The organism is Streptomyces lichenis (genome assembly GCF_023218175.1).
In the GTDB taxonomy this organism is placed as follows: Bacteria; Actinomycetota; Actinomycetes; order Streptomycetales; family Streptomycetaceae; genus Streptomyces; species Streptomyces lichenis.
Genome location: NZ_JALPTH010000012.1, coordinates 17,806 through 44,338, shown reverse-complemented (window position 1 = coordinate 44,338; position 26,533 = coordinate 17,806). Strand labels below are relative to the sequence as shown.

21 protein-coding genes and 3 pseudogenes are annotated in these 26,533 nt (G+C 74.6%); 8 read left to right on the top strand and 16 right to left on the bottom strand.

Annotation, left to right across the window (positions count from 1 at the left end; all coding sequences use genetic code 11):
* Nucleotides 1-68 precede the first annotated feature (68 nt).
* Together M1O15_RS14020 and M1O15_RS14015 are read right to left on the bottom strand one after the other, a co-directional pair.
* A complete protein-coding gene (locus M1O15_RS14020; RefSeq protein ID WP_248634137.1) occupies nt 69-962 on the bottom strand; it encodes a LysR family transcriptional regulator in 894 nt (297 codons plus the stop codon).
* A gap of 239 nt (nt 963-1,201) precedes the next feature.
* Nucleotides 1,202-1,390: a hypothetical protein gene (locus tag M1O15_RS14015; protein WP_248634281.1), complete on the bottom strand. Its 189-nt coding sequence runs from the start codon at nt 1,388-1,390 to the stop codon at nt 1,202-1,204.
* Here M1O15_RS14015 and M1O15_RS14010 point away from each other — a divergent pair.
* A pseudogene (locus M1O15_RS14010) lies at nt 1,370-1,783 on the top strand (class II fructose-bisphosphate aldolase); the annotation flags it as partial. The gene M1O15_RS14015 and the pseudogene M1O15_RS14010 sit on opposite strands and share 21 nt — an antisense overlap.
* A 149-nt stretch (nt 1,784-1,932) precedes the next feature.
* Here the strand turns inward: M1O15_RS14010 and M1O15_RS14005 are convergent.
* Nucleotides 1,933-2,130, bottom strand: a complete 198-nt coding sequence (locus tag M1O15_RS14005; protein ID WP_248634136.1) for a hypothetical protein — start codon at nt 2,128-2,130, stop codon at nt 1,933-1,935.
* A gap of 177 nt (nt 2,131-2,307) precedes the next feature.
* Here M1O15_RS14005 and M1O15_RS14000 point away from each other — a divergent pair, with 177 nt between their 5' ends.
* Nucleotides 2,308-6,714, top strand: coding sequence for an nSTAND1 domain-containing NTPase (locus tag M1O15_RS14000; protein ID WP_248634135.1), 4,407 nt, complete (start codon nt 2,308-2,310; stop codon nt 6,712-6,714).
* Nucleotides 6,715-6,846: 132 nt separating this feature from the next.
* On the opposite strand, the pseudogene M1O15_RS13995 reads toward M1O15_RS14000, so the two are convergent.
* Both M1O15_RS13995 and M1O15_RS31965 read right to left on the bottom strand, forming a co-directional pair.
* Nucleotides 6,847-8,284: pseudogene (locus tag M1O15_RS13995) on the bottom strand (M1 family metallopeptidase).
* Nucleotides 8,285-8,634: 350 nt separating this feature from the next.
* Nucleotides 8,635-8,727: pseudogene (locus tag M1O15_RS31965) on the bottom strand (HipA family kinase); the annotation flags it as partial.
* An 805-nt stretch (nt 8,728-9,532) separates the two neighbouring features.
* Between M1O15_RS31965 and M1O15_RS13990 the strand changes: the two are divergent.
* Nucleotides 9,533-9,802, top strand: a complete 270-nt coding sequence (locus M1O15_RS13990) for a hypothetical protein (protein ID WP_248634134.1) — start codon at nt 9,533-9,535, stop codon at nt 9,800-9,802.
* A gap of 203 nt (nt 9,803-10,005) precedes the next feature.
* Here the strand turns inward: M1O15_RS13990 and M1O15_RS13985 are convergent, their stop codons facing one another.
* Nucleotides 10,006-11,088, bottom strand: a complete 1,083-nt coding sequence (locus M1O15_RS13985) for a polyprenyl synthetase family protein (protein WP_248634133.1) — start codon at nt 11,086-11,088, stop codon at nt 10,006-10,008.
* On the bottom strand, nt 11,085-12,209 hold the full coding sequence (locus M1O15_RS13980; RefSeq protein ID WP_248634132.1) for a tetratricopeptide repeat protein: 1,125 nt from the start codon (nt 12,207-12,209) through the stop codon (nt 11,085-11,087). Before M1O15_RS13980 ends, M1O15_RS13985 begins: the two co-directional genes overlap by 4 nt.
* 239 nt (nt 12,210-12,448) lie before the next feature.
* Here M1O15_RS13980 and M1O15_RS13975 point away from each other — a divergent pair, with 239 nt between their 5' ends.
* Nucleotides 12,449-12,895: a Rieske (2Fe-2S) protein gene (locus tag M1O15_RS13975; protein WP_248634131.1), complete on the top strand. Its 447-nt coding sequence runs from the start codon at nt 12,449-12,451 to the stop codon at nt 12,893-12,895.
* Nucleotides 12,896-12,946: 51 nt separating this feature from the next.
* Here M1O15_RS13975 and M1O15_RS13970 read toward each other — a convergent pair whose 3' ends face one another.
* Nucleotides 12,947-13,882, bottom strand: a complete 936-nt coding sequence (locus M1O15_RS13970) for a LysR family transcriptional regulator (RefSeq protein WP_248634130.1) — start codon at nt 13,880-13,882, stop codon at nt 12,947-12,949.
* 73 nt (nt 13,883-13,955) lie between these two features.
* Here M1O15_RS13970 and M1O15_RS13965 point away from each other — a divergent pair, with 73 nt between their 5' ends.
* On the top strand, nt 13,956-14,927 hold the full coding sequence (locus M1O15_RS13965; protein ID WP_248634129.1) for a DMT family transporter: 972 nt from the start codon (nt 13,956-13,958) through the stop codon (nt 14,925-14,927).
* On the opposite strand, the gene M1O15_RS13960 is transcribed toward M1O15_RS13965, so the two are convergent.
* Nucleotides 14,918-16,249, bottom strand: coding sequence for an aminotransferase class I/II-fold pyridoxal phosphate-dependent enzyme (locus M1O15_RS13960; RefSeq protein WP_248634128.1), 1,332 nt, complete (start codon nt 16,247-16,249; stop codon nt 14,918-14,920). The two genes, M1O15_RS13965 and M1O15_RS13960, sit on opposite strands and share 10 nt — an antisense overlap.
* A 34-nt stretch (nt 16,250-16,283) precedes the next feature.
* On the opposite strand from M1O15_RS13960, the gene M1O15_RS13955 reads away from it, so the two are divergent.
* A complete protein-coding gene (locus M1O15_RS13955; protein WP_248634127.1) occupies nt 16,284-16,970 on the top strand; it encodes a pyridoxamine 5'-phosphate oxidase family protein in 687 nt (228 codons plus the stop codon).
* Between the two features lie 19 nt (nt 16,971-16,989).
* Here M1O15_RS13955 and M1O15_RS13950 read toward each other — a convergent pair whose 3' ends face one another.
* The 4 genes from M1O15_RS13950 to M1O15_RS13935 all read right to left on the bottom strand — a co-directional run bounded on the left by M1O15_RS13950 (nt 16,990) and on the right by M1O15_RS13935 (nt 20,770).
* The gene (locus tag M1O15_RS13950; RefSeq protein WP_248634126.1) at nt 16,990-17,940 is read right to left on the bottom strand and encodes a DMT family transporter; all 951 of its coding nucleotides are present in this window, start codon (nt 17,938-17,940) and stop codon (nt 16,990-16,992) included.
* Nucleotides 17,941-18,142: 202 nt separating this feature from the next.
* Nucleotides 18,143-19,189: an EamA family transporter gene (locus M1O15_RS13945; RefSeq protein ID WP_248634125.1), complete on the bottom strand. Its 1,047-nt coding sequence runs from the start codon at nt 19,187-19,189 to the stop codon at nt 18,143-18,145.
* 40 nt (nt 19,190-19,229) lie between these two features.
* Complete coding sequence (locus M1O15_RS13940; RefSeq protein WP_308282316.1) at nt 19,230-19,691, bottom strand: Clp protease N-terminal domain-containing protein; 462 nt, start codon at nt 19,689-19,691, stop codon at nt 19,230-19,232.
* A 383-nt stretch (nt 19,692-20,074) separates the two neighbouring features.
* On the bottom strand, nt 20,075-20,770 hold the full coding sequence (locus M1O15_RS13935) for a PadR family transcriptional regulator (RefSeq protein WP_248634264.1): 696 nt from the start codon (nt 20,768-20,770) through the stop codon (nt 20,075-20,077).
* A gap of 462 nt (nt 20,771-21,232) precedes the next feature.
* Between M1O15_RS13935 and M1O15_RS13930 the strand changes: the two genes are divergently transcribed.
* The gene (locus tag M1O15_RS13930) at nt 21,233-22,726 is read left to right on the top strand and encodes an MFS transporter (protein WP_248634124.1); all 1,494 of its coding nucleotides are present in this window, start codon (nt 21,233-21,235) and stop codon (nt 22,724-22,726) included.
* A 126-nt stretch (nt 22,727-22,852) separates the two neighbouring features.
* On the opposite strand, the gene M1O15_RS13925 is transcribed toward M1O15_RS13930, so the two are convergent.
* Both M1O15_RS13925 and M1O15_RS13920 read right to left on the bottom strand, forming a co-directional pair.
* Complete coding sequence (locus M1O15_RS13925; RefSeq protein ID WP_248634123.1) at nt 22,853-23,458, bottom strand: GNAT family N-acetyltransferase; 606 nt, start codon at nt 23,456-23,458, stop codon at nt 22,853-22,855.
* Nucleotides 23,455-24,645: a ThiF family adenylyltransferase gene (locus tag M1O15_RS13920; protein WP_248634122.1), complete on the bottom strand. Its 1,191-nt coding sequence runs from the start codon at nt 24,643-24,645 to the stop codon at nt 23,455-23,457. Before M1O15_RS13920 ends, M1O15_RS13925 begins: the two co-directional genes overlap by 4 nt.
* A 212-nt stretch (nt 24,646-24,857) precedes the next feature.
* Between M1O15_RS13920 and M1O15_RS13915 the strand changes: the two genes are divergently transcribed.
* On the top strand, nt 24,858-25,700 hold the full coding sequence (locus M1O15_RS13915) for a PhzF family phenazine biosynthesis protein (RefSeq protein ID WP_248634121.1): 843 nt from the start codon (nt 24,858-24,860) through the stop codon (nt 25,698-25,700).
* A gap of 3 nt (nt 25,701-25,703) precedes the next feature.
* Here the strand turns inward: M1O15_RS13915 and M1O15_RS13910 are convergent, their stop codons facing one another.
* Nucleotides 25,704-26,486 (bottom strand): CPBP family intramembrane glutamic endopeptidase, encoded by a 783-nt coding sequence (locus M1O15_RS13910; protein ID WP_248634120.1) that lies wholly within the window; start codon nt 26,484-26,486, stop codon nt 25,704-25,706.
* Between the last annotated feature and the right edge of the window lie 47 nt (nt 26,487-26,533).

The following is a 26,533-nucleotide window of genomic DNA, read 5'->3' as shown; positions in this document are numbered from 1 at the left end:
GGACGCGGCGGCCCGACGCGGGGTGCCGGTGCGGACGTGGACGCGGAACAGGTGTCGGTGCGGTGCCGTCAGAAGACGTGCTGGATGTGCGACACGAGCCCGTGCAGGTCACCGCCGGCCTCGGCTCGCTCCTGGCGCCAGATCAGCCCCGTCGACAACTGGGGGCGGAAATCGCTGAAGGGCAGGACCACGCACTCACCGACGTCCAGGTCCCTGATGGGGTTGCCGGGGTCGAGCATGGTGAGGGCGAAGGAGGAGCCGTTGGCGATGATCTCCCGCACACTGCCGTAGTCGGCGCTGTCGAGCGTGATCCTGCGATTGATCCCCGCCGCCGCCAGGCGCACGGAGATCTGCTCGAAGTACGTGGGCAGACAGCCGGGTGACACCGTGACATAGGTCAGGTCCAGGAGATCTCCCAGCGAGACCGACGTACGCTCCCCGAACTCGTCGGCCGGGAGGAGCGCGCCCAGCGGTTCCTCGAACACCCGCAGCACACGGACACCCGGCGCGTGCACGGGGAGATGGACCACGGCGAAGTCGAGCCGGCCGCGACGCACGGAGGCCAGCAGGTCACTGCTGCCGCCGGGCCAGCGTTTGAAGGCGTACTCCCGCGAGCCGCGCTCCTGCACCTGCTTGAGGCGCTCACGGACACTCAGATGGATGCCCGGCGCTATGCCCATGGAGACCGTCCGGCGCTCCTCGCCGACCGCCTGCTGCAACCGCCACGGGATGTCGTCGAAGGTCGACAGGGCGCTCTTGGCGATGGGCAGCAGCGCCGCCCCGGCGCGCGTCAGGTGGACGCTGTGGGTGTCCCGCTCGAACAGCACGGTGCCCAGGTCCTGTTCCAGGTCCCGGATCCGCCGGCTCAGCGGTGACGTCGCCATGTGCAACTGCTGTGCGGCCTTGGTGAAGCTGAGCTTCTCGGCCACCGCCACGAAGTAGCGCAAATGGAAGATCTCCATCGCGCGCCACCCTACACGAGGCCGCCTCGTCGGGGCGCTCGGGCGGACTCGGGCACCGTACGGCCCTCTGGTCCGCTCAGCGGCGGGCGCAGGGGGTGACCTCGCACTGCGCGCAGACAGATTCCCCTGTCGTAGATCCCGCCGTGGGGGAGGCCCGCAGTCACCTGCTCCTGGGTGGGCAGGCCCGGCGCGTGGCCGTTTGCGGGCGCGGCGGAATCACTCGGTCGTGAAGGTGCTGGTCACGGACGGCTGTGGTGGGGCGTCTGCGGCGCGGTTGTGGTGCGCAGCCAGAGGGCGAGGGCCCAGTCCTGGTCGTTGGCGAGGGGGTCGTCGCGGTAGCCGGGCCGGCCGTCGACGGTGGAGGGCATGACGAACGCGCAGGTGGCGGAGCCGTCGTCGCCCCCCGGGAAAGGCCTCTCAGTGCGCACGCTCCCGGCGCACGCACCGACCCGGCGGCAGGCGCCTCGTACGTCGCCGCGAGCGGCGTCGGCGCCTGGGCGGTGGCGGTCGCCTCCTCCCACGCCATGACCGAACGCACCGCAGAGCTCGACCACACCCTCATCGCCTCCCCGCGGGACGCCGTCCCGGCCCCCCTCGTCCTGCACGGCTCCAGCGGCGTGCCCGACCCCGAGATCGACGCGGCCGTCAACAGCGGCATCCTCAAGGTCAACGTCGGCACCGCCCTCGACACCGGCTTCACCAGGGCCCTGCGCGACTACCTCGCCGCCGACACCGCCGGAGTCGACCCCCGCACCCACATCACCCCGGCCCGCCAGGCGATGTCCCGGGTAGTGGAGGACTTTCTGCGCGCCGTCAACTGATCTCCGCCGTCGGCCGCCGAGCGCTGTCACAGCCACCATGCCGCTCAGGAGGAGTACGAGCGGACGTCGGCAGCTCAATCAGGCCGCTGGCGCCGAAGAGAGAGGGGGGCGGCCCGCCTCCAGTGCCCCCCGCAAGATCGCCGGTACCCTCACCACCAGCCCCGTCCCAGCGGCACCCGCCAGCACGTCCGCGCCGCCATCGCCACCCCCAGGAAGGCGCCAGAAGCTCGCCGGGCACCGCTCCCGAGCCAGCCGGCGCCCAGCGCACCAAGGTGGCAGGAAACGTCGGCCCGGACGGGCTCGATCTCGCGCTTGAACTCACCGGCCCGGCCACTGGTGGCATCCACGGTGGACCTCGTTCCTGCCCCCGGGCGTCTGGGGAGGGCCTGGTCCGTCGAGCCCCGTCCATCGGCGCCACCGCGGCCGGTTTCTCCCGGGGGCCTGGCCAGGAACAAGCGCGACCTTTCGGCGGCGGACGCCGATACTGAGGGACGAACAGGGCGGGTGACGCAGGCGGGGGCGAAGTGACACACGGATGGCGCGGCGGGCACGCCGACGACCGGCTGGCAGCTCCGGAGCAGCCGGCGACGCGGCCCGACCCCGGGTACGGCTCCGAGGCGGCGCTTGTCTGCGCCGTCGTCCGCGTCATGGGCCCAGGCGGCGTGATCGCCGGTGCGGGCTTCCTGGTCACCGGCGATCTGGTGCTCACCTGCGCCCATGTGGTGTCCGACGCCCTCGACCGGCGGCGGGAGGAGCCCGTGGAGCCCGGGGCGGAGGTCTTACTCGACCTGCCGTTGGCCCGGAACGCCGGGGGTGGATACGACGGCGGTGCCCGTACCGCCGAAGTCCGGCGCTGGGTACCCGTCGGGCCCGACCGGAGCGGTGACATGGCTCTGCTGCGGCTGCGGGAGCCGCTGCCCGGTGCCCGGCCGCTGCCCCTGGCCGACCCTCCGCAGGGCGTGTGGCACCACGCCGCGCGGGCCGTGGGGTTCACCGACGAGCACCCCGGCGGCATCTGGCACAGCGGTACGTTCCGGGGGCCGACCGGCGAGGGGTGGATCCAGCTCTCCCGGGGCGACGGCGAGGGCGCGAACGTCAGGCCGGGTTTCAGCGGCAGCCCCGTCTGGGACGACGAACTCGGGGCTGCGGTAGGGCTGATGGTGGCCGCCGAGCCCGTACGCGGAGGCCAGCAGGCGTTCGCCCTGCGGACCCGGGCACTGCTGGACGCGCTGCCCGAGCTCGAGTGCCTGGTCACCCCGCCGACCCCCTTCCGGGGTCTCGCCACCTTCCAGGAGGCGGACGCCGGCGTCTTCTTCGGACGGGACGAGGATATCGAGAACGTGCTCGGTTCCCTGCGGGGCACTCGGCCGACCGTCACCCTGTACGGGCCCTCCGGGTGCGGCAAGTCCTCGCTGGCGCTGGCCGGGGTGGTGCCCAGAATGCGAGAGGCGGGGTACGCCGTCCTGGTCCTCAACGCCGGGCACCTCTCATCCCTGCGCTACGCACTCGCCACCCGCCTGTACGAGGTGCACCTGGAGGTGCGGGCGAAGCGGGCGGCGGACGGAACGGGCGGGCCCGCTCCGGTCGAGAGCGCCGAGCACCTGGGCTCGCTGCTGGGAGAGGGGTCATTCGCCGACGTCCTCGACCGCGTGCTCGGGAGCGCGGGCCACCGGGTCCTCGTCGTCCTCGACCAGGCCGAAGCGCTCCTGGACCGCTCCGAGGCCGAGCTGACGGAGGTCACCGAGCTGCTTCTCCGCGAGGGGCGGCCCGAGGGCTTGCGCGTTCTGCTCACCCTGCGCTCCGACTTCGTGGACGCGGCACTCAACCACCCGGTCGTGGGAGCGGCGTTGACGGGCGGGACCAATGTCCCGCTCGCCCCGATGTCCGAGGACCAGCTCGCGGAGGTGATCGGCGAGCCGGTCCGACAGCTGCCGGCCGTGGCGTACGACCCCGGGCTGGAGGACCGCATCCGGCGGGACGCCGGGGCCGCGCCCGGCATCCTGCCCCTGCTGGGCTTCGTCCTCACCCAGCTGTGGGAACGGCGGTCCGGGGGCCGGCTACGGCTGACGACATACGGCGAACTGGGCGGCGTCTCCGGCGCGCTGGCCCGCCACGCGGAACAGGCCTGGCGGGAGTGCGTGCGCCCGGAGGACGAGGCCGACGCGTTGCGGCTGCTCACCGGGCTCGTCCGGGTGCTGCCCGGGAGCGAGGCCCGGCTGCGCCGCGTGATCAGCCGCGAGGAGGCGGGCGAGGCGCGGTGGCGGATCGCCCGGTCGCTGGCCGAACGCCGGCTGCTGGTGCTGCACGGGCAGGAGGACGGGCCGCAGACGGCCGAGCTCGCCCACGAGACGCTGATCAGTGCCTGGCCGACGCTCGCCGAGCAGGTGCGGACCGACAGCGATCTGTTGGCGGCCCGCGCGGAGCTGCGCCATGACCTCGACCGCTGGGAGAGGGGCGGGCGTTCGCCCGATCTCCTGCCCGGTCCCCTGCAGCTGGGGTCCCTGACCCGTCGGCTGCTCAGCCGCGAAGGCGAACTGTCGCCCGAGGAGCGGGAGTTCATCGGCCTCGCCCGCCGCCGTCACCGGCTGCGGCGGGGACGTGCGCGGGCCGCGTGGGGAGCCGCCGCGCTCGCCCTCGCACTCGTCGCCGGGCTTGTCACCTTCCTGGCCCAGGAGTCCCGGATCAGCGCGGTACGGGAGGCGGAGGGGCGGTCGCGGTCGCTGGCGACCCTCTCGGACGAGCTGGCGAAGCGGGACCCGGGGGGCGCGGCCCTGGTCGCCATGGCGGCCTACGACCTCTCCCCCACCCAGGAGGCCCGCAACGCGCTGCTGCGCCGCTATGACCACTTCGCGCGGGACCGGTGGGCTCTGACCGGGACCGGGGCCCTGATCGACCAGACGGCGACGAGCACGGACGGCCGGGTGGTGCTGGTGACGACCAAGGCGGGAGGGGTGACGAACTCGAAGGGGGGCGCCGTGCTCTTCGTCCGGGGCGCCGGCGAGCGGATCCTACGGGCCCGGCTCCCCCTCGCCGAGCAGGCCTTCTTCCCCATGGTCAGCAGGGACGGCCGCAGGATCGCCTATCTGTCGACGATGGACGGCGGGACCCTGGTCTGGCACGACGTGAACCCCGCGGAGACCGACGAGGCAGCGGTGGTGGGCCGGGAGCAGCGGATCCGCGGTGCGGAGGTCGGGGAGCCGGGATCCTCGTCCGACCAGCGTCTCGGCCTCGCGGACTTCTCCCCCGATGCCCGCGAGGTGGTCACCGCGACCGACGGCAGGGTACGGATCCGGGAGCTGGCGACCCGGCGGACGCGGCAGCCGCCCGGGCGGCTGCCCGCCGTCGAGCGGGTGTGGTTCGGGCCGGACGGCGACACGCTCGTGGGTCATCCGCGCCCCGACGCCGAGCAGGAGGAGGAGCGGACGGCCTCGCTGGTGGCGATCGACACCACCACCGGCAGGACCCGGGAGCTGGCCACGGGCGTCAACGCGCCGGTGCTGCCCACGCTCGCTCTGTCGGGCGACGGCGCGGTGCTGGCCGTCTGCCGCAAAGGGCGCACGGGCCCCCGGTACGAGGCCGTCCGCGTGGCCGACGGCCGGGTACTCGCACGGCACCAGGCCGGATGGTTGAGCTCCACCTGCGGTCACCTCGCGATCGACGGCACGGGGGACCACTTCGCGGTACACGGCCTGGGGTCCTCATGGGAAGTCGTCGGAACGCGCCCGGGAAGCGGGGTACGAAAGGCCCTGGGGCCCGGGAGCGGGGCCTTGGACGAGGACCTGCCCCTGGTGGGCGACCCGCAGGAGTTCGTGCTGATCGTCCGGGACGAGTCCGCGGTGACCGGCCGCCGCCTGGACTGGGAGACCGTCGAAGCCGACAGCCGCCCGGTGCTGCTCGCCGGTGCGGCTTGGGCGGAAAGGGATGAGGCGGTGGTGCGGTTCGGGGAGGGCGGCGGGAGGCTGGGCATCGTGCGGTTGGACGCGGAGGGCACGAGCGTCCTCAAGGAGGTGCAGCGGCCCTCCAGGAAGTCGTGGTGGAATCCCGACCAGGGTGCGCCCGAGGTGAAGGCCGACCGGAGCGGAACACTGGCCGCCGACCTCATCGCCTCGAACAAGGTCCGGGTCTGGGAGCTCCCCTCCCTGCGTACGGCCACCGACATCGTCACCGAGCCGCCTCCCAAGGACACGTTCGTGCGGGTCCTCTTCGGCCCCCGCGACGAGTTGCTGACCGTCTCGGGAAGCGTCATCGAGTACTTCAACGCCCGGGACGGCCGGCGCCTGTCGAAGCCGTTCGACGTCCGCGACCTGGGGCTCGTCTCCAAGGATCTGCCGCCGTTCACCGCCTCCTTCCACCCCGAGCCGGGACACATACAGCTCCTGGTCGCCGGTCAACCGGTCATCCACGCCGTTTCGCTGCGCACGGGCCAGGAGAACAAGGGGCTTCGGGTCGAGCTGGGATCCGACGTCAGCACGGCCGTGCTCGACCGGAGCGGCGACTTCGCCGTCGTGGAGACCAAGGGGTCGATGCTGGAAGTGTGGTCGGTGGGGCGGCAGGGGCGGCCCCACCGGAGGGTCCTCGGCCCGGTCGGGCCGCTGCACCAGAACGGCGGCTTCCAGCACGGCTTCCTTCCGGAGGGCTCGGTGTACTTCCTGGCCAACGGCAACTCCGTACGGTTCCAGGACGTGGCGGACCCCCAGGACCGCGGCGACTCCTACCTCCTCGCGCAGGAGGAGGAGTTCCTGGGCATCTCCCGCGACGGCCGGACGCTGCTCCGGCGCGTCGATGTCGGGGTGGTGAGCATCCTTCACCTCGACCCCCGAACCTGGAAGAAGCAGCTGTGTGACACCCTCGGCCGCGACCTCTCCGAGGAGGAGCGCCGCGGCATGCCCGCTTGGCTACCGCACCGGACCTGCCCGCCGGCCGGCCCCTAGGCATCGGCGGAGGCTCCTCCGGCTCAGCCGTGCGAGCGGCCGCCGACAGCCGGCCCCGGCCGCCCGGCATCGCCCGGCCGGCGCGGGCCGGATGGCGGCCTGCTCACCCCGCCGGAGCCGAGACGCCTCTCGTCAGTGGATCCGGTGGGCCTCCCAGAAGGGACCGAGGTCCTGGTCCGTCATGGACTGGGCGGCCTTCTTGAAGGCGGCGGTGGTGGAGACGCCGTACCAGTGGTCCCGGGCGTACCGCCGCAGGAGCCGTGCCATGGTGTCCGTGCCGAGGACCTGTTCCAGGTCGGACAGGGCGCACGGCCCGGCCATGTAGATGACGGAGTGACTCGTCGCGGTGCTGCGAGAAGTAGGCCATCGAGCGGGTCAGCGTGGTGCTGTCGCTGGGCCAGTACACCCAGTCCTCGTCGGACCAGCAGTCGCGCATGTCCTCGCCGAGGAAGCGGAAGCCGGCGTACTGGGCGAAGCTCTCGTCCAGCCAGGGCGCGGCGTACTCGTCGTTGCCCACGATGCCGTACCACCACTGGTGCGCCACCTCGTGGACGACGGCGCTGCCTTCCTCGCCGGTGCCGAGGAGGACCAGGCCGCGGTATTCCATGCCGCCGCCGAACCCGGGGGTCATCACCAAGTCGATCTCGCCGTACGGATAGCGGCCGAACTCCCGGCCGAACCGGTCGATCGAGGCGACGCCGTAAGCGCGGTTGAGCCGCACGCCCTCGGCCGGGGTGCCGGGCGCCCAAAACGATCTTACGCGCACACCTGCGGGCGTGGTCTCCTCCGCCGTGTGGAACGGGCCGGCGGCCCAGGCGAAGTCCCGTACCCGCTGGCCGACGCTGGTGGTGACCGTACGGCCGGGGCCGCCGGGGCGGGTGCGGGTCTCACCGGTCGCGGGCACCTTCAGCGCCGACGGGTGGTCCAGCCGGACATGGAAGTCGCCCGCCAGGGCGTGGAAGCTCTCACCGACCCGGACGTACGGGTCGAGGTGCCAGCCCGTGGCGTCGTGCACGGCGAGCACCGGCAGTGCGTTGCCGAGGAAGCGGAAGGCGCCCTCGCGGCCGAAGCGGGCGTTGCGGTCGGGCACGGTGAGGGAGACGTCGAAGGCGATGGACGTCCGCTGACCGCGCGCCAGCGGCCGGGGCAGGGTGAGGGGCAGGGCGGTGCAGCCCACGGCCGGACGACCCGGTACGCCACCGCGTACGTGGGACACCCGGACGGGGGACGGCGTGCCGGGCGTACCGCAGCCGTCCTCGCCGTTGCCCCACAGCCGGAGGTACACCTCGCGCAGCGGCCGGTCCGACGCGTTGCGGAACGACACCCGCTGCCGTCCGCTCCAGTGGCCGCCGTCGGCGTCCGAGCGCAGCGCCACGTCGTGGCGGGCGCGGTCCGGCGTCGCGGCGGCGGCCCCGGGCACCGGCCGCCGATCGGCCGCCGTCCGGTCGGCGGGAGCCGCGTCCGCCGGACTCGCAGGGGAGCCCAACCCGAGCAGCAGCACCAGCGGGAGCAGCAGCAGGATCAGACGGCGGCGACCGACCGGAAAGGACCGCGCCAAAGAGGGAGACATGCCAGCACATACTGCCACAACACCCCTTTGACCACTGCCCGTTGGCGATGCCGAGACATGGCCCTCGCCCCGTCGGCGACGGCTGACTCCGCCTCCTCGTGCGGGGCGGGGATGCAGGCCACATGGAACGGCCCTCCCAGGCGGAAGCCGGGGGCCCTGGTGGCCCGGCACGCCGTCCAGCACCGCCCCCCTCGCCCGCCTGGCTCTCGCCCAGCCAGGGCCTGACCGGCGGGTCAATGCCTGCGGCAGGTGAGCCCACGGGCAGTGCTTCGCAGCGCGCGATGAGGAACAGCCCGTTCGTCACGGGAACGTGGCAACGCACTCGTCGAATGGCTCGACGCCGACATCTCGACGTTCCTGCCGATGTCGTCGGCCTCGACGATCCCGAGGAGCGAGCCGCCTTCGCGCAGGGGCGTGCCACACCGGGTCGTGACAACCTCTTCTCTCCCCGCCCGGCCGGCGCCTGGGGACGACGGGCCGGCTGTACTGCGACCCCGGCCTGTCGCCCTCAGGGCCGGCTGCTCCCCAGCCGAGCCCCGGTACCGGGGTGCCATCCGGTACGGGTCCCCCGGGCGGGGTACGCGGTCGGGCCCGGGCGGTCCGGACGGCGGGGGCCCCTCCGTACCGCCCGGTCCCGTTCCGCGTACAGCACCATTGGATCACGCGGAGCGCGGCCTCGATCAGGGCCGAACGTCCCTGCGGAGATGGCCGACCGGCCCAGACCGAGTATCACCGCCCGCCACCGCCTCGGGGGGATCGCCCAGCGGGTCCGTTCCCATCCAGGCGTCGCCGAGCTCGCGGTCGAGGACCTGCGCACCGCCGCCGACGCCTGCGTTCGCCGAGGCCGCCTGCTCACCTCTCGCGGCACATCCACGAACGACCGCCGCCGGCAGACCATCACCACGGCCGAGGACCTGGCCCTGCTCAGCGCCAACGCCGCTCACCTGGCCGAGGTATGCGCCCTGCTCACCACGGTGGAACAGCCCACCGTCGTCTCCGCACCCTCCAGCCCCCCGCCCGGACCGCATCGTCGAGGGCGTCGACCTCGGCGGTCCGGTCCGTCTCCTGGAAGCCAACCACCAGCACCGGCGGGCCGCCGCGCTGACCGCTCTCGCCGCCAACCCGCACACCCCGCACACCGCGGTCACCGAGACGCCCCGCGCCCCGCACCCGCTCGAACTCTCCTGAATCAGCCAACGGGACGGCATTCCCGACTGGCTGCGGGCAGCCGCGGCCGCCCGGGCCCCGGTGGACGGCAACGAGGCCGTACTGCGGCTGCCGACCGACGACGAACTCGACCGCCACCCCGACCCGGCCGCCGTGCTGCAGTCCTGGCTGGACGCCCTCGAATCCGACGGCGTGTGGTCGGAACGGGAGGTGCACCGCGCCGTCCTCGACTCCCGCCATCGCACCCACCACCTACGTCAACTGCCCACCGACGAGGTCCTCGGCCACGACGAGCCCGACCTCGCCCAGCCCCATCTGCTCGACCGGCGCGGCACCCGGGCGGAACGCTGAAATTCCCTGCTCGCCGCGCTCGGCAACCGCCCGGCCGACGAGAGGATCACCTTCGGCCGGCTCCAGGACAGCATCCGGGATCCGGCGACGGCCGCCTCCCCGGCCGGCACCGGGTGACGGCCGGGGAGGCCGCAGGGCCCCGCGCGGCCGGCGGCCACCCCTGACGAGGGGGCGCGCCGGCTGCCCCCCGCCACCTCACCCACTCACCGACTCCGGTGAAACAGAGAGCCGATCAGCGCCTCCAGGTCGCGCGCCGGGGCCGGGTGGAGGCGGGCCGCCCGCAGCTGGGTGCGCGCCGCCTCCAGGTGCCGGTGGGCCTCGTCCCGTGTCGCGGCGAGGCCGCCGGCGGCCTCGGCGAGGGTGGCCGCCCGGGCGGCCGTCCGGTCGTCCATCGGCGCGGAGCGGCCCAGCAGCGCGGCGAGTTCGCGGGACTCCGGTCCGCCGTCGGCGAGCGCGGCCAGCACGGGGCGGGTCTTCTTGCCCCGCCGCAGGTCGCCGCCGACGGGCTTGCCGGTCAGTGCCGGGTCGCCCCAGATGCCCAGCAGGTCGTCGACGGCCTGGAAGGCGATGCCCAGGTGGCGGCCGGCGCGGTCCAGGGCGGTGACCGACTCGTCCGGGGCCCCGGCGAGTTCGGCGCCGAGGGCCAGGGCGCAGCCGAGCAGTACGCCCGTCTTCCGCTCGGCCACGGAGCGGTACTCCTCGGGCGGTACGGCCTCCGGGCCGGCCCACGGCCGGTGCTCCAGCAGCAGGTCGTCGGCCTGCCCGGCCACCAGGGTGGTGAGGGTGGCGCACAGCCGGCGCACCGCGGCGGGCGACGCCGGCCCGCCCGCCTCCGCGAGGGTCCGCACGGCCAGGGCGTGCAGCGCGTCCCCGGCCAGCACCGCGGGCCCGGTCCCGAAGGCCCGCCAGGCCGCAGTCCGGCCCCGCCGGGTGGTGTCCCCGTCCATGAGGTCGTCGTGCAGCAGCGAGAAGGTGTGCACCAGTTCCACCGCCACCGCCGCGGGGATGGCGCTCTCGCCGGGCGCGCCCACCGCCTCCGCGCCCAGCACCGCCAGGGCGCCCCGCAGACCCTTGCCCTCCGAGGCGCCCGGGGCGGGGGTGCCGGCCGCGTCGCTCCAGCCGAGCGCGTAGCCGGCTATCCGGCCGATCCAGGGGTGCAGGGTCCCGACGGCCTCGGCCAGGGCCGGTCGCACCAGTCCGCGGCACCGCGTCAGGACGGAGCGCGCCCGGGCGGCGTCGGCCGCCACCGGCCCCTCGGCGGCCACCGCGCCGGCCGAGCGGGTCATCGCAGAGCCTCCGGATCGGCGGAGCGCAGTTCCTCGGCCGGGCTCGGGGCGGCGGCAGCCGCCCGGCGCGGGTCGGGCAGCGGGCCCACCCCGAGCTCGTCCGCTGCCGCGGCCGCCATCTGCCGGGCCTGCCGCAGCCCGATCCGCTCCAGCAGGGCCCGTATCTCGACCAGTTCGCCCGCGGTCTCCCGGGGGTCCCGGCCGAGCCGCGCCCGTGCCTTGGCCAGCCCGAGCCGGGCGAGCGCCGTGCCGCGGGCCTCGTCCATCCCGGTGAACTCCTCCAGCGCCTGCTCGTACAGCTCGCGCGCCTCCTGGTGGCGCCCGGCGCGGTACAGGACGTTGCCGCGCATCTTGTGGTTGTAGGCGAGCGCGCTGGTCAGGCCTATCTCCCGGCAGGCGTCCTCGGCCCTGGCCAGCAGTGCCAGGGCGCGTTCGGTGTCGCCGTCGCGCACCGAGACCACATCGGCGACCCCGCGCAGCGCCCAGGCCCAGCCGCGCCGGTCCTCGGCCCGCAGGGCGGTGTCGGCCGCCTCCTCGAAGAGGGCCAGGGCCTTGTCGTACGAGCCGGTGTTGCGGTGGATCTGGGCGATGCCCTCCAGCGCCCAGACGGTGTGCCGGGCCTCGCCCCGCCGGCGGGCCTCGGCGAGGAGCTGCTCGTGCAGCAGGGCGACCGCCTCGTAGTCGCCCTGGATCCGGCCCGTCTCGGCCAGCCCGGCCAGCGAGTAGCCGCGCACCACGACGTCCCCGCCCCGCTCGCCCCACTCGGCCGCCAGCCGCAGCAGCCGGTAGGCCAGCCGGAAGGCGCCCCGCTGGCGGGCGAGGGTGCCGCCGCTCCACAACGCCCAGGCCATGGCGTCCGGTCGGTCCGCCGAGCGAGCGGCCCGGAAGCTCTCCTTCCAGGCCTGGTCGGCCTCCTCCGCACGGCCCAGCCGCCGGTACGCCTCGGCGACGGCGAGCCCGCAGCGTGCCGCCTCGCCCGCGTCACCGGCGGCCCGCGCGGCCTCCCGTTCCCGTAGCCCGCTGGCCAGCACCTCGGGCAGGGAGGCGTTCACCGACAGCGCGCCCAGGGCGCCCTGGTACTCCGGTGCGAACGCCTTGGTCCCGGCGGCCCCGTCCGTCATGTTCCTCACCTTGTCTCCGTCCGGTCGGCTCGACGCCGGACAAGACGCTGGTGGGAAGCGGAGGTTCCGCTGGTGACGCATGATCAGACTCCGGGACGGTTCCGGGGTCCGTCTCAGGTACGACTCCCGGCGGCCGGGTCCCCGTCCAGGGGGACGGCGGACCGTGGTGAACGCCGCGTCCCCCGCCCCCGTACTCCCCATCGACAGGGCAATCGGCTCGGACCGAGAGGGAGGCCGTGATGGCCGGAACACGGGACAGCGGCGGGGCGGTCGGGGCGGTGGGGCGCCGCACGGTCATCGCGGCGGCGGGTGGCGCCGGACTGGCCGCCGCCGTGCTCACCGCCTGCGGGGGCTCGGACGGCTCCGGTGCCCAGGGCGGCGCCGGTTCGGCCGGAACGGACGCCGGCACGGTGATCGCCAGTACGGCGGACATCCCGGAGGGCGGTGGCGCGGTGGTCGGCGGGCTGGTGGTGACCCAGCCGAGGGCCGGCGAGTTCAAGGCGTTCTCGGCGAAGTGCACCCATGCCGGGTGCGCGGTGAAGGACGTGGTGGACGGGGTGATTCGGTGCCCCTGCCACGGCAGCGCCTTCGACGCCTCCGACGGCACGGTGAAGACCGGCCCGGCCACCGCCCCGCTGCCCGCCACCGCGATCGCCGTCAAGGACGGATCGATCGTGCTGGCCTGAGCCCGGACGCGCGCCTCGCGGCGGCGGCCTGGGCCGTGTGGGGAAAGCCGGCTAGCCGCCGGCCGCCGCGACCGCTCCACCGGCCCTCGCCGCCGCCTCACCGGCCGCGCGCAGCGCCTCGACCGCCGCGCGGACCGACGGCCGGCGGTCGGCGTCCTCGCGCCAGGCGGCGTGGATATGGCGGTGCAGCCGATGGCGCAGCGGGACCAGCACGACCCCGTCGGGCACCGGGTCCCGGCCCAGCCGGGGGGTCACGCACACCCCGAGGCCAGCCCGGACCAGCACCAGCTGGGTGTGGTGCTCGTACGCGGTGTGGGCGATGCGCGGTTCGACGCCGGCCGAGCGCAGGGTGAACACCAGCCAGTCCCGGCAGGCCTCGCCCTCCGGCCAGGACACCCACTCGTCGTCGGCCAGCTCCGCGAGGTCCAACTCGGCGCGTCCGGCGAGCGGATGGTCCGCCGGCAGCGCCACATCCGCGATGTCGTCCAGCAGATGGACCCGGGTCAGCCCCTCCGGCACCGGCAGCCGCTTGTTGCTCCAGTCGAGCACCACGGCCACGTCGACATCACCGCGCACCACATGGTGGATGCCCGGTTCCGGTTCCAGCTCCCGGGTGCGAACCGACAGGTCGGGGTGGTCCCGGCGCAGGGCGGAGACCGTGGCGGGGAACAACCCCCGGGCGGCGGTGGGGAATCCGGTGATCCGCACCTCGCCCACCACCTGGCCGCGCTGGGCCTCGATGTCCGACTGCGCCAGCTCGACCTGCGAGAGGATGCGCGCCGCGTGGTCGGCCAGCAGCATCCCGGCGTCGGTCAGCCGCACCCCGCGCCCCCGCTTGGCGACGAGCTGCTGCCCCACCTCGCGCTCCAGTTTGGAGAGCTGCTGGGAGACGGCGGAGGTGGTCACATGCAGCCCCTCGGCCGCACCGCTCACGGAGCCGTGCCGGGCCAGGGCGTCCAGGGTGCGAAGGCGCTCCAGGTTCAACATGTTAGTGATGCTAATCCATTACTCGAACGAAAACTCGCTTGTGCTACGAGGTGGGGGCCGCCATCGTCGTCGTATGACCACCCCTCTCCGGCCCGCGACCCAGGTGGACGCCGCGCCCACCCCGCCCACCCCGGGCCCCCCTCGCCGCACCCTGGACTGGCGGCTGCGCTTCGCCGCGCTCTCGCTCATCTGGGGCTTCAGCTTTCTGCTGATCAAGGTGGGCACCGGCGCGTTCGCACCGTTGCAGGTCACCTTCGGGCGGCTGCTGTTCGGCACGGCGGTGCTCGCGGTCGCGATGGCGGTCAAGCGCACGCCGCTGCCGCGCGGGCTGCGGACCTGGGGCCATCTCGCGGTGGCGGGGTTCCTGCTCAACGCCCTGCCGTTCTCCCTGTTCGCCTATGCCGAGCTGACCATCCCCTCCACCCTGGCCGGCATCTGCAACGCCACCTCCCCCCTGTGGGGCATGCTCCTCTCCCTGGTGGCGCTCTCCGAGGACCGGCCGACCCGCCGCCGGGTGGCCGGCCTGGGCATCGGCTTCCTCGGGGTGCTGACCGTGCTGGGCGCCTGGCAGGGCTTCTCCGGTCTGGACGCCACCGGCACCGCGATGGCGCTGGGCGCCTCGCTGAGCTACCCGGTCGGCTGGATCTACGTCCGGCGCACCCTCGCCGGACGTGAGGAGTCGCATCTGGCGCTGACCGGCTCCCAGCTCTTCCTGGCCCTGCTGCAACTGACCGTCGTGGCCGCTCTGTTGACCGACCTCCCGTCCTCCCTCCCGGTCGTCCCGCTGCTCGCAGTGGCCGCCCTCGGCGCCCTGGGTACGGGGCTGGCGGTGCTGATCCAGTACGGACTGGTCGCCGAGGTCGGCCCGACCACCGGCCAGATGGTCACCTACTTCGTGCCGGTCATCGCCACCGCGGCGGGGGTCGGCATCCTCGGCGAGGAGCTGACCTGGAACACCCCGGTGGGCGCCCTGATCGTCATAGCCGGCGCCGTCCTCACCCAGCAGCGGGCCCCCCGCGGACGCAGGAGCACACCTCAGCCGTAGGTACGGGGCGCCACCGGGGCCACCGCCGCGGCGACGGCCTCGGCCAGCCGCTCCACCTCGGACCCCTCCACCTCCGAGACGGTGATCCGGACCGCGGGGCCGGACTCCAGCCGGAAGCGCGCCCCGGGGGCCACCGCCCAGCCGGACTGCAGCAGCCGTGCCACCGCCCCGGTCTCGTCCGGGACCGGCACCCATACGTTCATCCCGCTGCGCCCATGGGCCTCGACCCCGCGCCGCGCCAGCGCCCCGACCAGTGCGGTGCGCCGCCGCCCGTACGCGGCGGCCACCGCCGCCGGGTCCACCGCGCCGCCGCGCCACAGCTCGGCGACGGCCCGCTGGAGCAGCCGGCTCACCCAGCCGGGGCCGAGGTGCTGGCGGCCCTGCACCCGGTCGACCGTGACCGGGTCCCCGGTCAGCACGGCGACCCGCAGATCCGGCCCGTACGCCTTGGCGACCGAGCGGACGAACACCCAGCGGCCGGTGGAGCCGGACAGCGGGTGCAGCGGCTGGTCCACGAAGGCGTGCCCGTGGTCGTCCTCGATCAGCAGCACCTCCGGCCGGCGGGCCAGGATCGCGCGCAGCGCCTCCGCCCGCTCCGCGCCCACCACCGCCCCGGTCGGGTTCTGCGCGCGGGCGGTGACGACCACCGCCCGGGCGCCCGCCGCCAGGGCGGCCTCCAGCGCGTCCGGCAGCGGTCCGTCGTCGTCCACGGCGACCGGCACCGGCCGCAGCCCGAGCGCCGGTACGAGGTCCAGCAGGCTCGCCCACCCGGGGTCCTCCACGGCCACCGCGTCGCCCGGGCGCAGATGGACCGCGAGCACCCGCTCGATCGCGTCCAGCGTCCCGGAGGTGACGGCGAGGGGCCCGTCCGGCACCCCGTCCGCGCTCATCCCGGCCCGTGCCGGCCGGCCGAACTCCTCGTCCACCGGCGGCTGCCCGTACAGCACCGGCTCCTCCGCCGCCCGCCGCGCGGCCACCGCGAAGGCGTCCCCGAGCGGCGGCAGCAGGGCCGGGTCCGGATTGCCCTCGGCCAGGTTGCGCGCCCCCGGCGGCGGCTCGACCCGCAGCGAGCCGCGCGCCGTGGTGGCCGGGCGGGCGCGCACCCGGCTGCCCCGGCGTCCGGCCGTCTCGATCACCCCTCGCTCGCGCAGCGTCCGGTACGCGGCCGCGACCGTGTTCGGGTTGACCCCGAGCCGGGAAGCCAACTCCCGCATGGGCGGCAGACCTTGGCCCGGTTCCAACGCACCGTCGGCCACCCCGCGCTCGACGCTGGCGGCGATCTCCGATGCGCCCCGACCTGAGATCCGATACTCTTCTAGCACAAAACATAGTATGCACTAGTGCAATGGAGATGTCATGTCGCAGGCCACCACCGGCGCCGCCCCCGCCACCGCGCCCTATGCCGCCACCGACCGCACGGTGCCGACCCGGTCACGGGAGCGGGCCTCGTACGACCGGGAGGTGGTGCACGCGATCCTGGACGAGGCCTACGTCTGCCACCTCGGATTCGTGCGGGACGGCGCCCCGGTGGTGCTGCCCACGCTCTACGGCCGGGTCGGCGAGCGGCTGTACGTCCACGGCTCGACCGGCTCGCGGCCGCTGCGCGCGGCGGGGCAGACCGACCCGGGGCTGCCGGTCTGCCTGACCGTCACCCATGTCGACGGGCTGGTGCTGGCCAGGTCGGCGTTCCACCACTCGATCAACTACCGGTCGGTGGTGGTGCACGGCATCGCCTACCAGGTCACCGACCCGGAGGAGAAGAGCGCGGCGCTGGACGCCCTGGTGGACCATGTGGTGCCGGGGCGCGCCGCCGACTCCCGCCCGGGCGACGCCAAGGAGCTGGCGGCGACCGCCGTCCTCCGGCTCGACCTCGCCGAGGTGTCGGCGAAGATCCGCACCGGCGGCCCGAACGACGAGCCGGAGGACCTGACGCTGCCGTACTGGACCGGGGTCGTCCCGCTCACCCGCGGCTACGGCGCGCCGATCCCGGCCGACGACCTGGACCCGGCGGTGGCCCTGCCGGAGTACCTCTCCGCGCTCTGAGCCCCGGTCCGGCTCCCGCTCATCCCCGGCCCCGGCCGCGGGTCTCGGCGACCGCCAGCCCCGCCACCGCGGACAGCAGCAGCGCCGTCCCGGCCACCGTGGCCGCGGTCAGTCGCTCGTCGAGCACGGTGACCGCGAGCACCGCCGCGCTCACCGGCTCCAGCAGCATGATCACCGACACGGTGGCCGAGCGGACCCGGGCGGCGCCGGTGAAATACAGGGCGTAGGCCAGGGCGGTCGGCACCGCCGCCACGTACAGCAGCAGCCCCAGTACGGCGGGGGTGTGCGTGCCGTGCGGGAGGAGCCCCTCGGCCAGGGCGAGCGGCAGCAGCCCGGCCGAGCCGACCGCGAACGCCCAGGCGGTGCCGGTCAGCGCGTCCCCGCCGCCGTCCCGGCCGAGTCGGCGGGTGCCCACCGTCATCACCGCGTAGGCCGCGGCCGACAGCAGGGCCAGGGCCACCCCGGTGGGCCGCACCGTTCCCGTGTCGCCGCCCAGGACCAGCACGGCCAGCCCGGCCAGGGCCCCGGCGACCGCGGCGATCCCGCCGCGCCCGAGCCGTTCGCCCAGCAGCAGCCGGGCGCCGCACGCGATGAGCACCGGGCCCGCGCCCAGGGTGACCACGGTGCCCACGGCCAGCCCGGTGGCGTCCACGGCGGCGAAGTAGGCGCTCTGGAAGACGGTGAGCCCGATCCCCGTCACGGCGATGCGCAGCACCCGGCGGCGGCGCGGCTCGGCGAGCGCCGCCGGGCGCGGCCCGCGCAGCCGGAGCGCCGCCAGCAGTAGCACCAGCCCGCCGGCGCAGCGCCAGAAGGAGAGCGCCATGGGCCCGAGGTCGCTGGCCGCGAAGACCAGCGAGGCCGCGGCCCCGGCGGTGCCCCAGGCGACTCCGGCGAGGACCAGATAGAGCAGATACCGCCCGACCGGCGCCTCGGTGGGCGGGGCGGGGGTGGGCAGGGTGGAGGACGACACGTGACCTCTCCGTACTTCTCCGGGTGACGACGACGGCGGCTGGTCGCTGATCGCCGGCCCGAGTCCTCAAGAGGCCCCGGGCCGGGTACGCGGGCAGCGACGCACCGCTCGTGGCGTCAGCGTCCACGCCCGAGCCCGGTGTCCGTCGAAGGAGAAGGCGCCCCCGGCCGGGCAAGGCCGATCGAGGGGTCTGCCGCCCGCGTTACGCGGCGGGCGGCGGAAGCACGGTCGAATGCATGATCGTCACCCTATCCGGCGTTCCGCTCCCCCGCACCGGCCTTTTCCGCCACCTCCGACCGGCCGCGGGTGCCCCTGACACCGGCGCCGCCGGAGCCTTGGGCGTGGTCGACTGGGCGATGAACGCGCCCACCAGGACCACCGCTCCACCCACCACCTGCGGCGCGGACAGATGCTCCCGCAGCAGCACCCAGGCCAGCACGGTGGCCACCACCGCCTCCAGGCAGGCCACCACGCCCGCCACCTGGGTGGAGAGCCGGCGCACCGAGACGATCCCGGTGAGGTACGCGACCACCGTGGCGATCAGCACGATCCAGCCGACCAGCAGCCAGGCCGCCACCGGGGTGCCGCCCATGTCCGCCCGCCCGGCCAGCACGGCCGTGTCCATGTCCCACGGCCGGGAGACGGCCGTCAGCACCACCGCGCCGATCAGCAGCCCGAAGGCGATCACCCCCATCGGGTCGGCCGGCCGGTCCTCCTCGCCACCCTCTCCCCCGTGCCCGCTGAGCACGAAGTAGCCGACCTGGCAGCAGGCCGCGCCCAGCGCGAGCAGCACACCGAGCGGGTCGAAGCGCAGCCCCGACCAGACCTCCACCACACAGGCGAGGCCGCCGACCGCGAGGACCGCGCCGAGCACGGCGGCCCGGGTGACGGAGCGCCGCTGCACGAACCGCACCCAGCCGAGCACCAGCACCGGCGCCAGATACTCGACGAGCAGCGCCACCCCGACCGGGATACGGGAGATCGCGGCGAAGTAGCAGGCCTGCACCCCGGCCACGGCGAGCAGGCCGAACCCCACGAGCAGGGCCGGCCGGCGGCGCAGCAGCGCGCGATGGCGCCAGGCGACGGGCAGCATGACCAGGGCGGCGCCGGTCACCCGCAGCCACACCACGTGCAGCGGGTCGAGCCCGGCCTCGATCAGCGGCTTGGCCGCGACGCCGGATCCGCCGAAGGCGAAGGCGGAGACCAGGGCGAGCCCGAGGCCGGTTCTCCTGAGAGGGGATGCGTGCATCGGGTCATCATGTCAGCGGCGTACAGCAGCGTAAAACCTGTCACACCTGGTGAGACGGGGCGCCGATGCGGGCGGTGAGCCCGGCGGTGTCCACCCGGGCCCGGCGGAGCACCTCCGCGGCCCGGGAGCCGCCGTCGGCCACCAGCCCGGCGAGCAGATCGGTCCCGCGCGGCCGATCGTCCCCGCGTCGCAGCGCCCGATCCCGGGCGGCCTCCATGGCGGCGACGGCCGCGGGCGACCAGCCGGGCACCTCCGGCGGCAGGGCGGAGGCCGGCAGCGCGGAGCGCTCGGGGACGCCCTGCCAGCGCAGTCCGTAGCCGATGCTGCGCTGTACGAGGTAGCCGAGCACCCGCGCCGGCTCCCCGCCGTCCGGGAAGCAGCCGCGGGCGGCGGGGTCGGACTCGAGGAGCGAGTGCAGCAGATGGGCCGTGTCGATCCGGCGCTCGCCCTCCCGGTGCGCCCGGCGGCGGGCACCGGCGACCACGGTGGCGGGTTCCAGCACCAGCCACGCCTCGGCCGCCGAACCGCCGGACGGGGCCAGGCCGGAGACGCCGGGGGCGCTCCAGGGCGCCGGTGATCGATGGGGAGACGCCGGTGATCGATAGGGAAGGGCCTGCACGTTCCCACCCCACCATCCGGGCACCGCCCCGTTCATCCCCACCGGGGCTGAACCGGTGGTCCCACGCGAGGTGGGCCGGCCCCCGCCGCCCTCATCCTCAGGAAGGAGGGACACCCCGAGAACCCCACCGGGACGTACCGCCCGAGAAGCCCGCAGCCCACCGGGACGTACCACCCGAGGAGCCCGTGGCCCCACCCGGGACGTACCTACCGACCGAAGAGCCCGCGGCCGACGACCGCGGGCTCCTCTCTCCGTACCGATCCCCCTCAGTCCTCGTCGGCCAGGATCAGATACAGCTTCTTGCGGGCCTCGTTGATGACACCGAGGGCCTTCTCCCGCTGCTCGGCGCTGCCGGTCTTCCAGACCTGCCCGAACGCCTCCAGCAGCCCGGACCCGGCCTGCCGCACCTCGTTCACGGCCTCCCAGTCGACCCCCTTGCCGGCCTCCTCCCAGGGAGCGTCCGGCCCCGCCTCGGCCTCGGCGCGCCCGGCCTCGGTGAGCGCGAAGAGCTTCTTGCCGCCCTCGCTCTCACTGCCGATCAGCCCCTCGTCCTCCAGCAGTTGCAGGGTCGGGTAGACCGACCCGGGGCTGGGCCGCCAGGCGCCGCCGCTGCGCTCGGCGATCTCGCGGATCATCTCGTACCCGTGCATCGGGCGGTCCTTGAGCAGCGCCAGGATCGAGGCGCGCACATCGCCGCGCCGGGCCCGGCCCCGACCGCCCCCGCGCCCCCGGCCGCCGAACGGCGGTCCGCCGCCGAACGGCCCGCCCCCGAAGGGGCCACCGCCGAAGCCCGGCCCGAAGGGTCCGAACGCGGCGCGCAGCCGCTCGAACTCGCCTCCCTCACCCCAGCCGCGCGGCCCCGGCCCGCACGGCCCGTGCCGCCGGCCGGCGCCCGGCCCGCGCTCATGGCCGCGCTCGTGCCCGTGGTCCTGCGGCTGTCCTGGAAATCCCTGGAAACGCATCTGCGTCACTCCCTCACTCATCGCCATGGTCGGCCGTCGGCCGCAAGCTCTTCAACCGCTCGCGACACTTCAACGATATATCGGAAACTGTCGCCGAACAAGCCTCCGTACGGAAGTCCGTACGGAAACCGGTGTGCGAGGGGGCCCCGGGATGGCATATCGTGGCCGGGCTTCTGCGCCGGAGGTCCCGGCAGCAGCGGCCGGACTTCCTGTTCCTTCTCCGCCCGTCGCGAGGTGACGTCCTATCCACCAGGCCATGTAGCCGTCCGCGTTCCCCACGTGCTGAGTCGTCGCATGTGTCCGGGGGCGGACGTCGCACTGGCCTGAGTTGCGTCACCCTCCCCCGCGTTCTCTGTCTTCGTTCCCGGGTGCAGCTCTGCCGTCTGCCCCGGGTCTCGTGTGTCGGTTCCCGGCGTCGCCGACGGCAGGGCTCCCCGATTCCTCACATCAGGAGTCCCCGTCGTGTCCTCCTCCGCGCTCGGCGACGAGCCGCAGCACACCACCCAGCGCCCGGACCACCCGCCGACCGGACGGCCGAAGACGGCCCTGGCAGCCCGGATCGCCCTTCTGGTGCTGCTGACCGCCGAGCTGATGGACATCCTCGACCAGTCGGTCATCCTGACCGCCCTGCCCGCCATCCAGGAGTCGACCGGCGCCGGACCGGCGGCGGTGCAGTGGCTGACCACCGGCTACTCACTGCCCGTCGCCGTCGGGCTGATCACCGGCGGCCGCCTCGGCGACCTCCACGGCCGGCGCAGGGTCCTCCTCGTCGGCACCGCCGTGTTCACCACGGCCTCACTGCTGTGCGGTCTGGCCACCGGACCGGGTGTGCTGATCGGGGCCCGCGCGCTCCAGGGCGCCGGGGTCGCCCTGATGATCCCGCAGGTCCTGGCCACCCTCCATGCCACCTTCGACGGTGAGGCCCGCAGCAAGGCCTTCGGCCTCTACGGGGCCGTCCTCTCGCTCGCCAACGTGCTGGGCCCGGTCCTGGGCGGCCTGCTCACCGAGGCCGACCTGTTCGGCCTGTCCTGGCGGCCGATCTTCCTGGTCAACATGCCCGTCGGCCTCGCCGTGCTCCTCCTGGGACGCAGGTTCGTCCCCGAGTCGACCGGCCGGAAGGCCGACCGGCTCGACCTCACCGGCATGCTGCTGTCGGCGCTGGCCGTCGTCCTGATCCTCTTCCCGCTCACCGAGGGCCGCGCCCACCACTGGCCGCTGTGGTGCTTCGCCATGCTCGCCACCGGCTTGCTCACGCTCGGCGTCTTCCTGCGCCACCAGCGGGGAAGGCAGCAGGGCGCTCCGCTCGTGCCGCTGTCGCTCTTCCGGGGCCGGCCGTTCTCCGGCGGCCTGGCCGCGCAGCTGGTGCACGGCCTGCTGTGCGGGCTGTTCTTCATGACCTGGACCCTGTACCTCCAGCGCGGACTGGGCATGAGCCCCTTCCACGCGGCCCTGGCCTTCGTGCTGCTCTCCCTGGGCGAGCTGGCCGGTGCGACGATCGCGGCGAGGAGCGGTGGACGCTTCGCCCGCCGGATGCCGCAGGCCGGGGCCCTGGTCGCGCTCGCCTCGATGGTCGCCTACGCCGTCCAGGCCGGCGGAGGTCAGGCGGACCTGAGCCTCGTGGCGATGACGGCTCCGGTGGTCCTGATCGGCTTCGGTCTCGGCATGGTCAGCGGTCCGCTCGCCGACCTGTCGCTGGCCGGGGTCCCGTCCGAGGAGGCCGGGGCCGCCTCGGGCCTGTTCAACACCGCCATGCACCTGGGCATCGCCCTCGGCACCGCGCTGACCGCGCTGGTGTTCTTCGCCGCCACCGGTGGCTCAGCCGACGCGGCGCCCCACCGCGAGGCGTTCACCGGTGTGCTGTGGTGGGTCGGCGGCCTCCTCGCCCTGATGTGGGCCCTGATGTTCTGCCTGCCCGAGCCGGTGAACAGCCGGAAGGGGGTCCACGGCGCGGAGTGAGCCCCGGCGCGGAATCCCGGGGCGTCCACGGACGCCTTGAGCGAGGCGGGATCGGCCGGGTCCGGAGGCGGGTGGCTGACCCCGGCGCCGACCGGGCACCCGCCAGGCTCACCCGCCTCACCCGCCTCAGACGGCCGCCAGCCGATCGGCCCCGTCCAGGATCCGCAGCTCGGCGGGGGTGGCCGTGAGCCGCCACTCCGGCGCCAGGGCGGCGTAGGTGGAGATGTCGTGCCAACGCCCCTGGGTGTGGAACAGCTGGCGCAGGGTGGCCTCCGGACGCAGCCCGGCGGCGAGCATGACCTCGCGCATCCGGCCGTGGTCGACCCGGTGCCCGGCCCAGATCCGGTGCAGCCCGAGCGGGCCGAAGCCGTACGCCATGAGCAGCCGCCCGGCCTCGTGGCCGTGCCCCCGCACCGGCGCGTCGGGCAGCAGCACCAGTCCGGTGAGCATGGCGTTGCTGCCGTACTCCTCGACCAGCAGCCCCATGGTCCCGACCAGCGTGTCACCGCCCGGTGCGCAGATGGCGAGGGTGTGGCGGCGGCGGGGATGGGCGTACGGCTGGGCCAGGCACCGCGCGAAGGCCTCCTCGGCCTGGCGCTCGTCCATCCGGTCGACACCCAGGTACCGGGTGAGCACCGGGTGGGTGTGGATCCGGGTGAACGGGGCCAGGTCGACCGGCCTCAGCTCGCGCAACCACAGGTACTCGCCGCGCAGTTCGGGGACAGCGCTCATGAGGCGGCGCCCTGCGGATTGGGTACGGCTCCGGCCGCGCCGCCGACCAGGGCCTCCAGGTCCACGTAGTACCGCCCGGAGGGCACCGGCCCGCCGAGCAGTACGCGCCGGGCGGCGTCGGCGACCAGGGCGCCGCCGAGCGCGACCCCGCTGGCCAGTTGCGGCCAGCTGGACAGGGTCCGGCCGATCCGCCCCAGCGCGTCGGTCATGGCCGGGCTGAGCCGGCTCTCGTCCACGATCCGCAGCAGCAGCTCCCGCGCGGCCCGGTCATCCAGGTCCAGGACCTCCCGGGCGGTCATCGCGCCCGCCCGGCCGTGGAACAGCGGGCGGTCCGGCTCCAGGTCGAAGCGCTCGACGTCCAGGAGCCCCCGGTCGTTGGCGTCCATCAGCACCGACACCCGCCGGGCGCGGGCGTGTTCGCGGGCGGCGGCCTTCACCCAGAGGGTGTCGCACTCCTCGACCAGCAGATCCAGCCCCGCGCCTGGCACACCGGACGCGCCGGACCCGTCGAAGAAGTCCCCGATGGTCTCCTCGGTCACCCCGGCGCGGTGGATCTCGATGTCCAGATAGGGGTCGATCTCGTACATCTGCCGGGCGCAGAGCACGGTCTTCTCCACGCCGAGATCATGGACCCCGGCCCGCAGCCGGTTGAGGTTGGAGAGGCCGACCCGGTCGAAGTCCGCCAGCCGGAACGACCCCCCGACGCCCTCCATGGCGCAGGTGAGGGCCGCGCTGTTCCCCACGGACAGCCCGATCACCCCGATGCGGCACCCCAGCAGCCGCCGCTGCCCGGCCCGGGTGATCTTGTCGCGGTTGCGGTCGGTACGGACCCGCCGGAACTCCTCGGCCGGCAGCAGGTGCACCAGCCGCCCGGTCCACGGGTACCAGACCCAGGTCCCGTAACGCCGGCTCGGGGCACCGCCGTACACCTCGGCCACCGCCCGCTCCAGCCGTCCCCGGTCCCAGCGCTCACCGGGTGCCGAGCAGCGCACCAGCTCCGCCACCTGCTCGTCGATGCGGTCGTGCACCCCCCGCACCAGGCCCGAGCCCAGCAGCGCCGCGAGGGCCGCCTCGGCGGCGGGTTCGGCGGCGCCCAGCAGCAGAGGGCGGAAGGCGTCCGCCCGGGCGGACGAGGGCACCGAAGGGGCCGCGGGAGCGGTGGCGGCAGAGGTATCGGAAGGGATCACGGGCCGGGACGGTATCAGCCGGATGATCATGGATTGTCCGCCATCACCCGATGGCACACCCTCGAAAAGATGCGCGAGCCGCCCCCACCATCCGCGCAAGCGCGCCCCTCACCGGCCCGCCCCGCGGCCCCCGGCCCCGCCGTCCGCGCACCGGTCCAGTCGCCGCCCATTGGCCTTGGCGGCCCCGCCCTGCATCGCCCTACCGTCAGCGCATGCGCATCCGAATCGTCGACGCCTTCACCGACCGCCCCTTCGCCGGCAATCCGGCCGGCGTGGTCCTTCTCCCCGGCGGCCCCGAAGACACCTCCCCGGCCGGCTTCCCGGAGGACCACTGGCTCCAGCGGGTGGCCGCCGAGGTGAACCTCTCCGAGACCGCGTTCGCCCGTCCGCTCCCGCCCGGGGGCGAGGCCGACTGGGCGCTGCGCTGGTTCACCCCGGTCGCCGAGGTCGACCTGTGCGGGCATGCCACCCTCGCCACCGCCCATGTGCTGCACACCAGCGGCCGGGCCACCGGAACCGTCCGGTTCGCCACCCGCAGCGGGGTGCTGACCGCGACCGCGGAGGCGGACGGCACCCTGGCGATGGACTTCCCCACCTCGTCGCTGACCCCCGTCCCCGCCCCCGGCGGCCTCGCCGAGGCCCTGGGCGCCGAGGTGGTCTCCGTCCAGGACACGGCCGCCCATATCGGCGACCTGCTGGTGGAGCTGGCGGACGAGCGGACGGTACGGGGACTGGCGCCCGACCACCCCCGGCTGGCGGCGCTGTCCGACCGGGGCATCATCGCCACGGCCGCCGCCGAGGACCCGGGGCGGGGCTATGACTTCGTCTCCCGCTGCTTCTTCCCCGCGCTGGGCATCGACGAGGACCCGGTGACCGGCAGCGCCCACACCGCGCTGGCGCCGTTCTGGTCGGCGCGCCTGGGCCGCGCCGAACTCACCGGCTTCCAGGGCGGGTCCCGTACCGGCCTGGTCCGCACCCTGCTGCGCGGCGAGCGCACCGTCCTCACCGGCCGCGCGGTGACCGTCATCGACGGCGAACTGCTCACCGGGCCCTGAGCATCAGGCCGTCGGCAGCCAGTCCACCCGTCCCGCCAGCAGTCCGTAACCGACGAAGGCCACGATGTCGAGAAGCGCGTGGGCCGCCACCAGCGGCCCCACCCGCCCCCACCTGCGGTACAGCCAGACGAAGACCACCCCCATCACCAGGTTGCCGACGAAGCCGCCGACGCCCTGGTAGAGGTGGTACGAGCCGCGCAGCACCGAGCTGGCGGCCAGCGCGGCCATCGGCGACCAGCCCAGCCCGTCCAGCCTGCGCAGCAGATAGCCGACGACGATGACCTCCTCCACCACGGAGTTCTGGATCGCCGACAGCACCAGCACCGGGTACTTCCACCACACCTCGGGCAGCGACTCGGGCACCACCGTCAGATTGGCCCCGACCCCCCGGACCACCAGATAGAAGGCGAGGCCCGCGCTGCCGATGCCGGCCGCCACCAGCGCGCCCCGCCCCAGGTCCGGCCAGGGGCGGCGGCGGTCGAAGCCGATGGCCCGCAGCCCCGGCGCGCCCTCCCGGGTGAGCAGATGGGCCACCAGCACCACCGGCACCAGCGCGGTGGCGATGCCGAACAGCTGCCAGGCGAGGTCCAGCCAGGGCCGCCCGGGCGCGTAGGAGCCGTTGAGGGTGGCCGCCTGGTCCTTCAAACCCCCCGGCCTGGTCAGCGAGCCGATGAAGCTGATGAGCGCCGAGACCGCGCTCGCCCCCAGGGAGAGGGCCAGCACGATCCAGGTCTCGGACCTCAGGGTCCGCTGTGAGACGCCCTCCGCGGGAAGGGTTGCTGCCACGTGCCCGTACACCTGCCTCCGGTCGGATGCCGCCTGCCGTAGCCGAC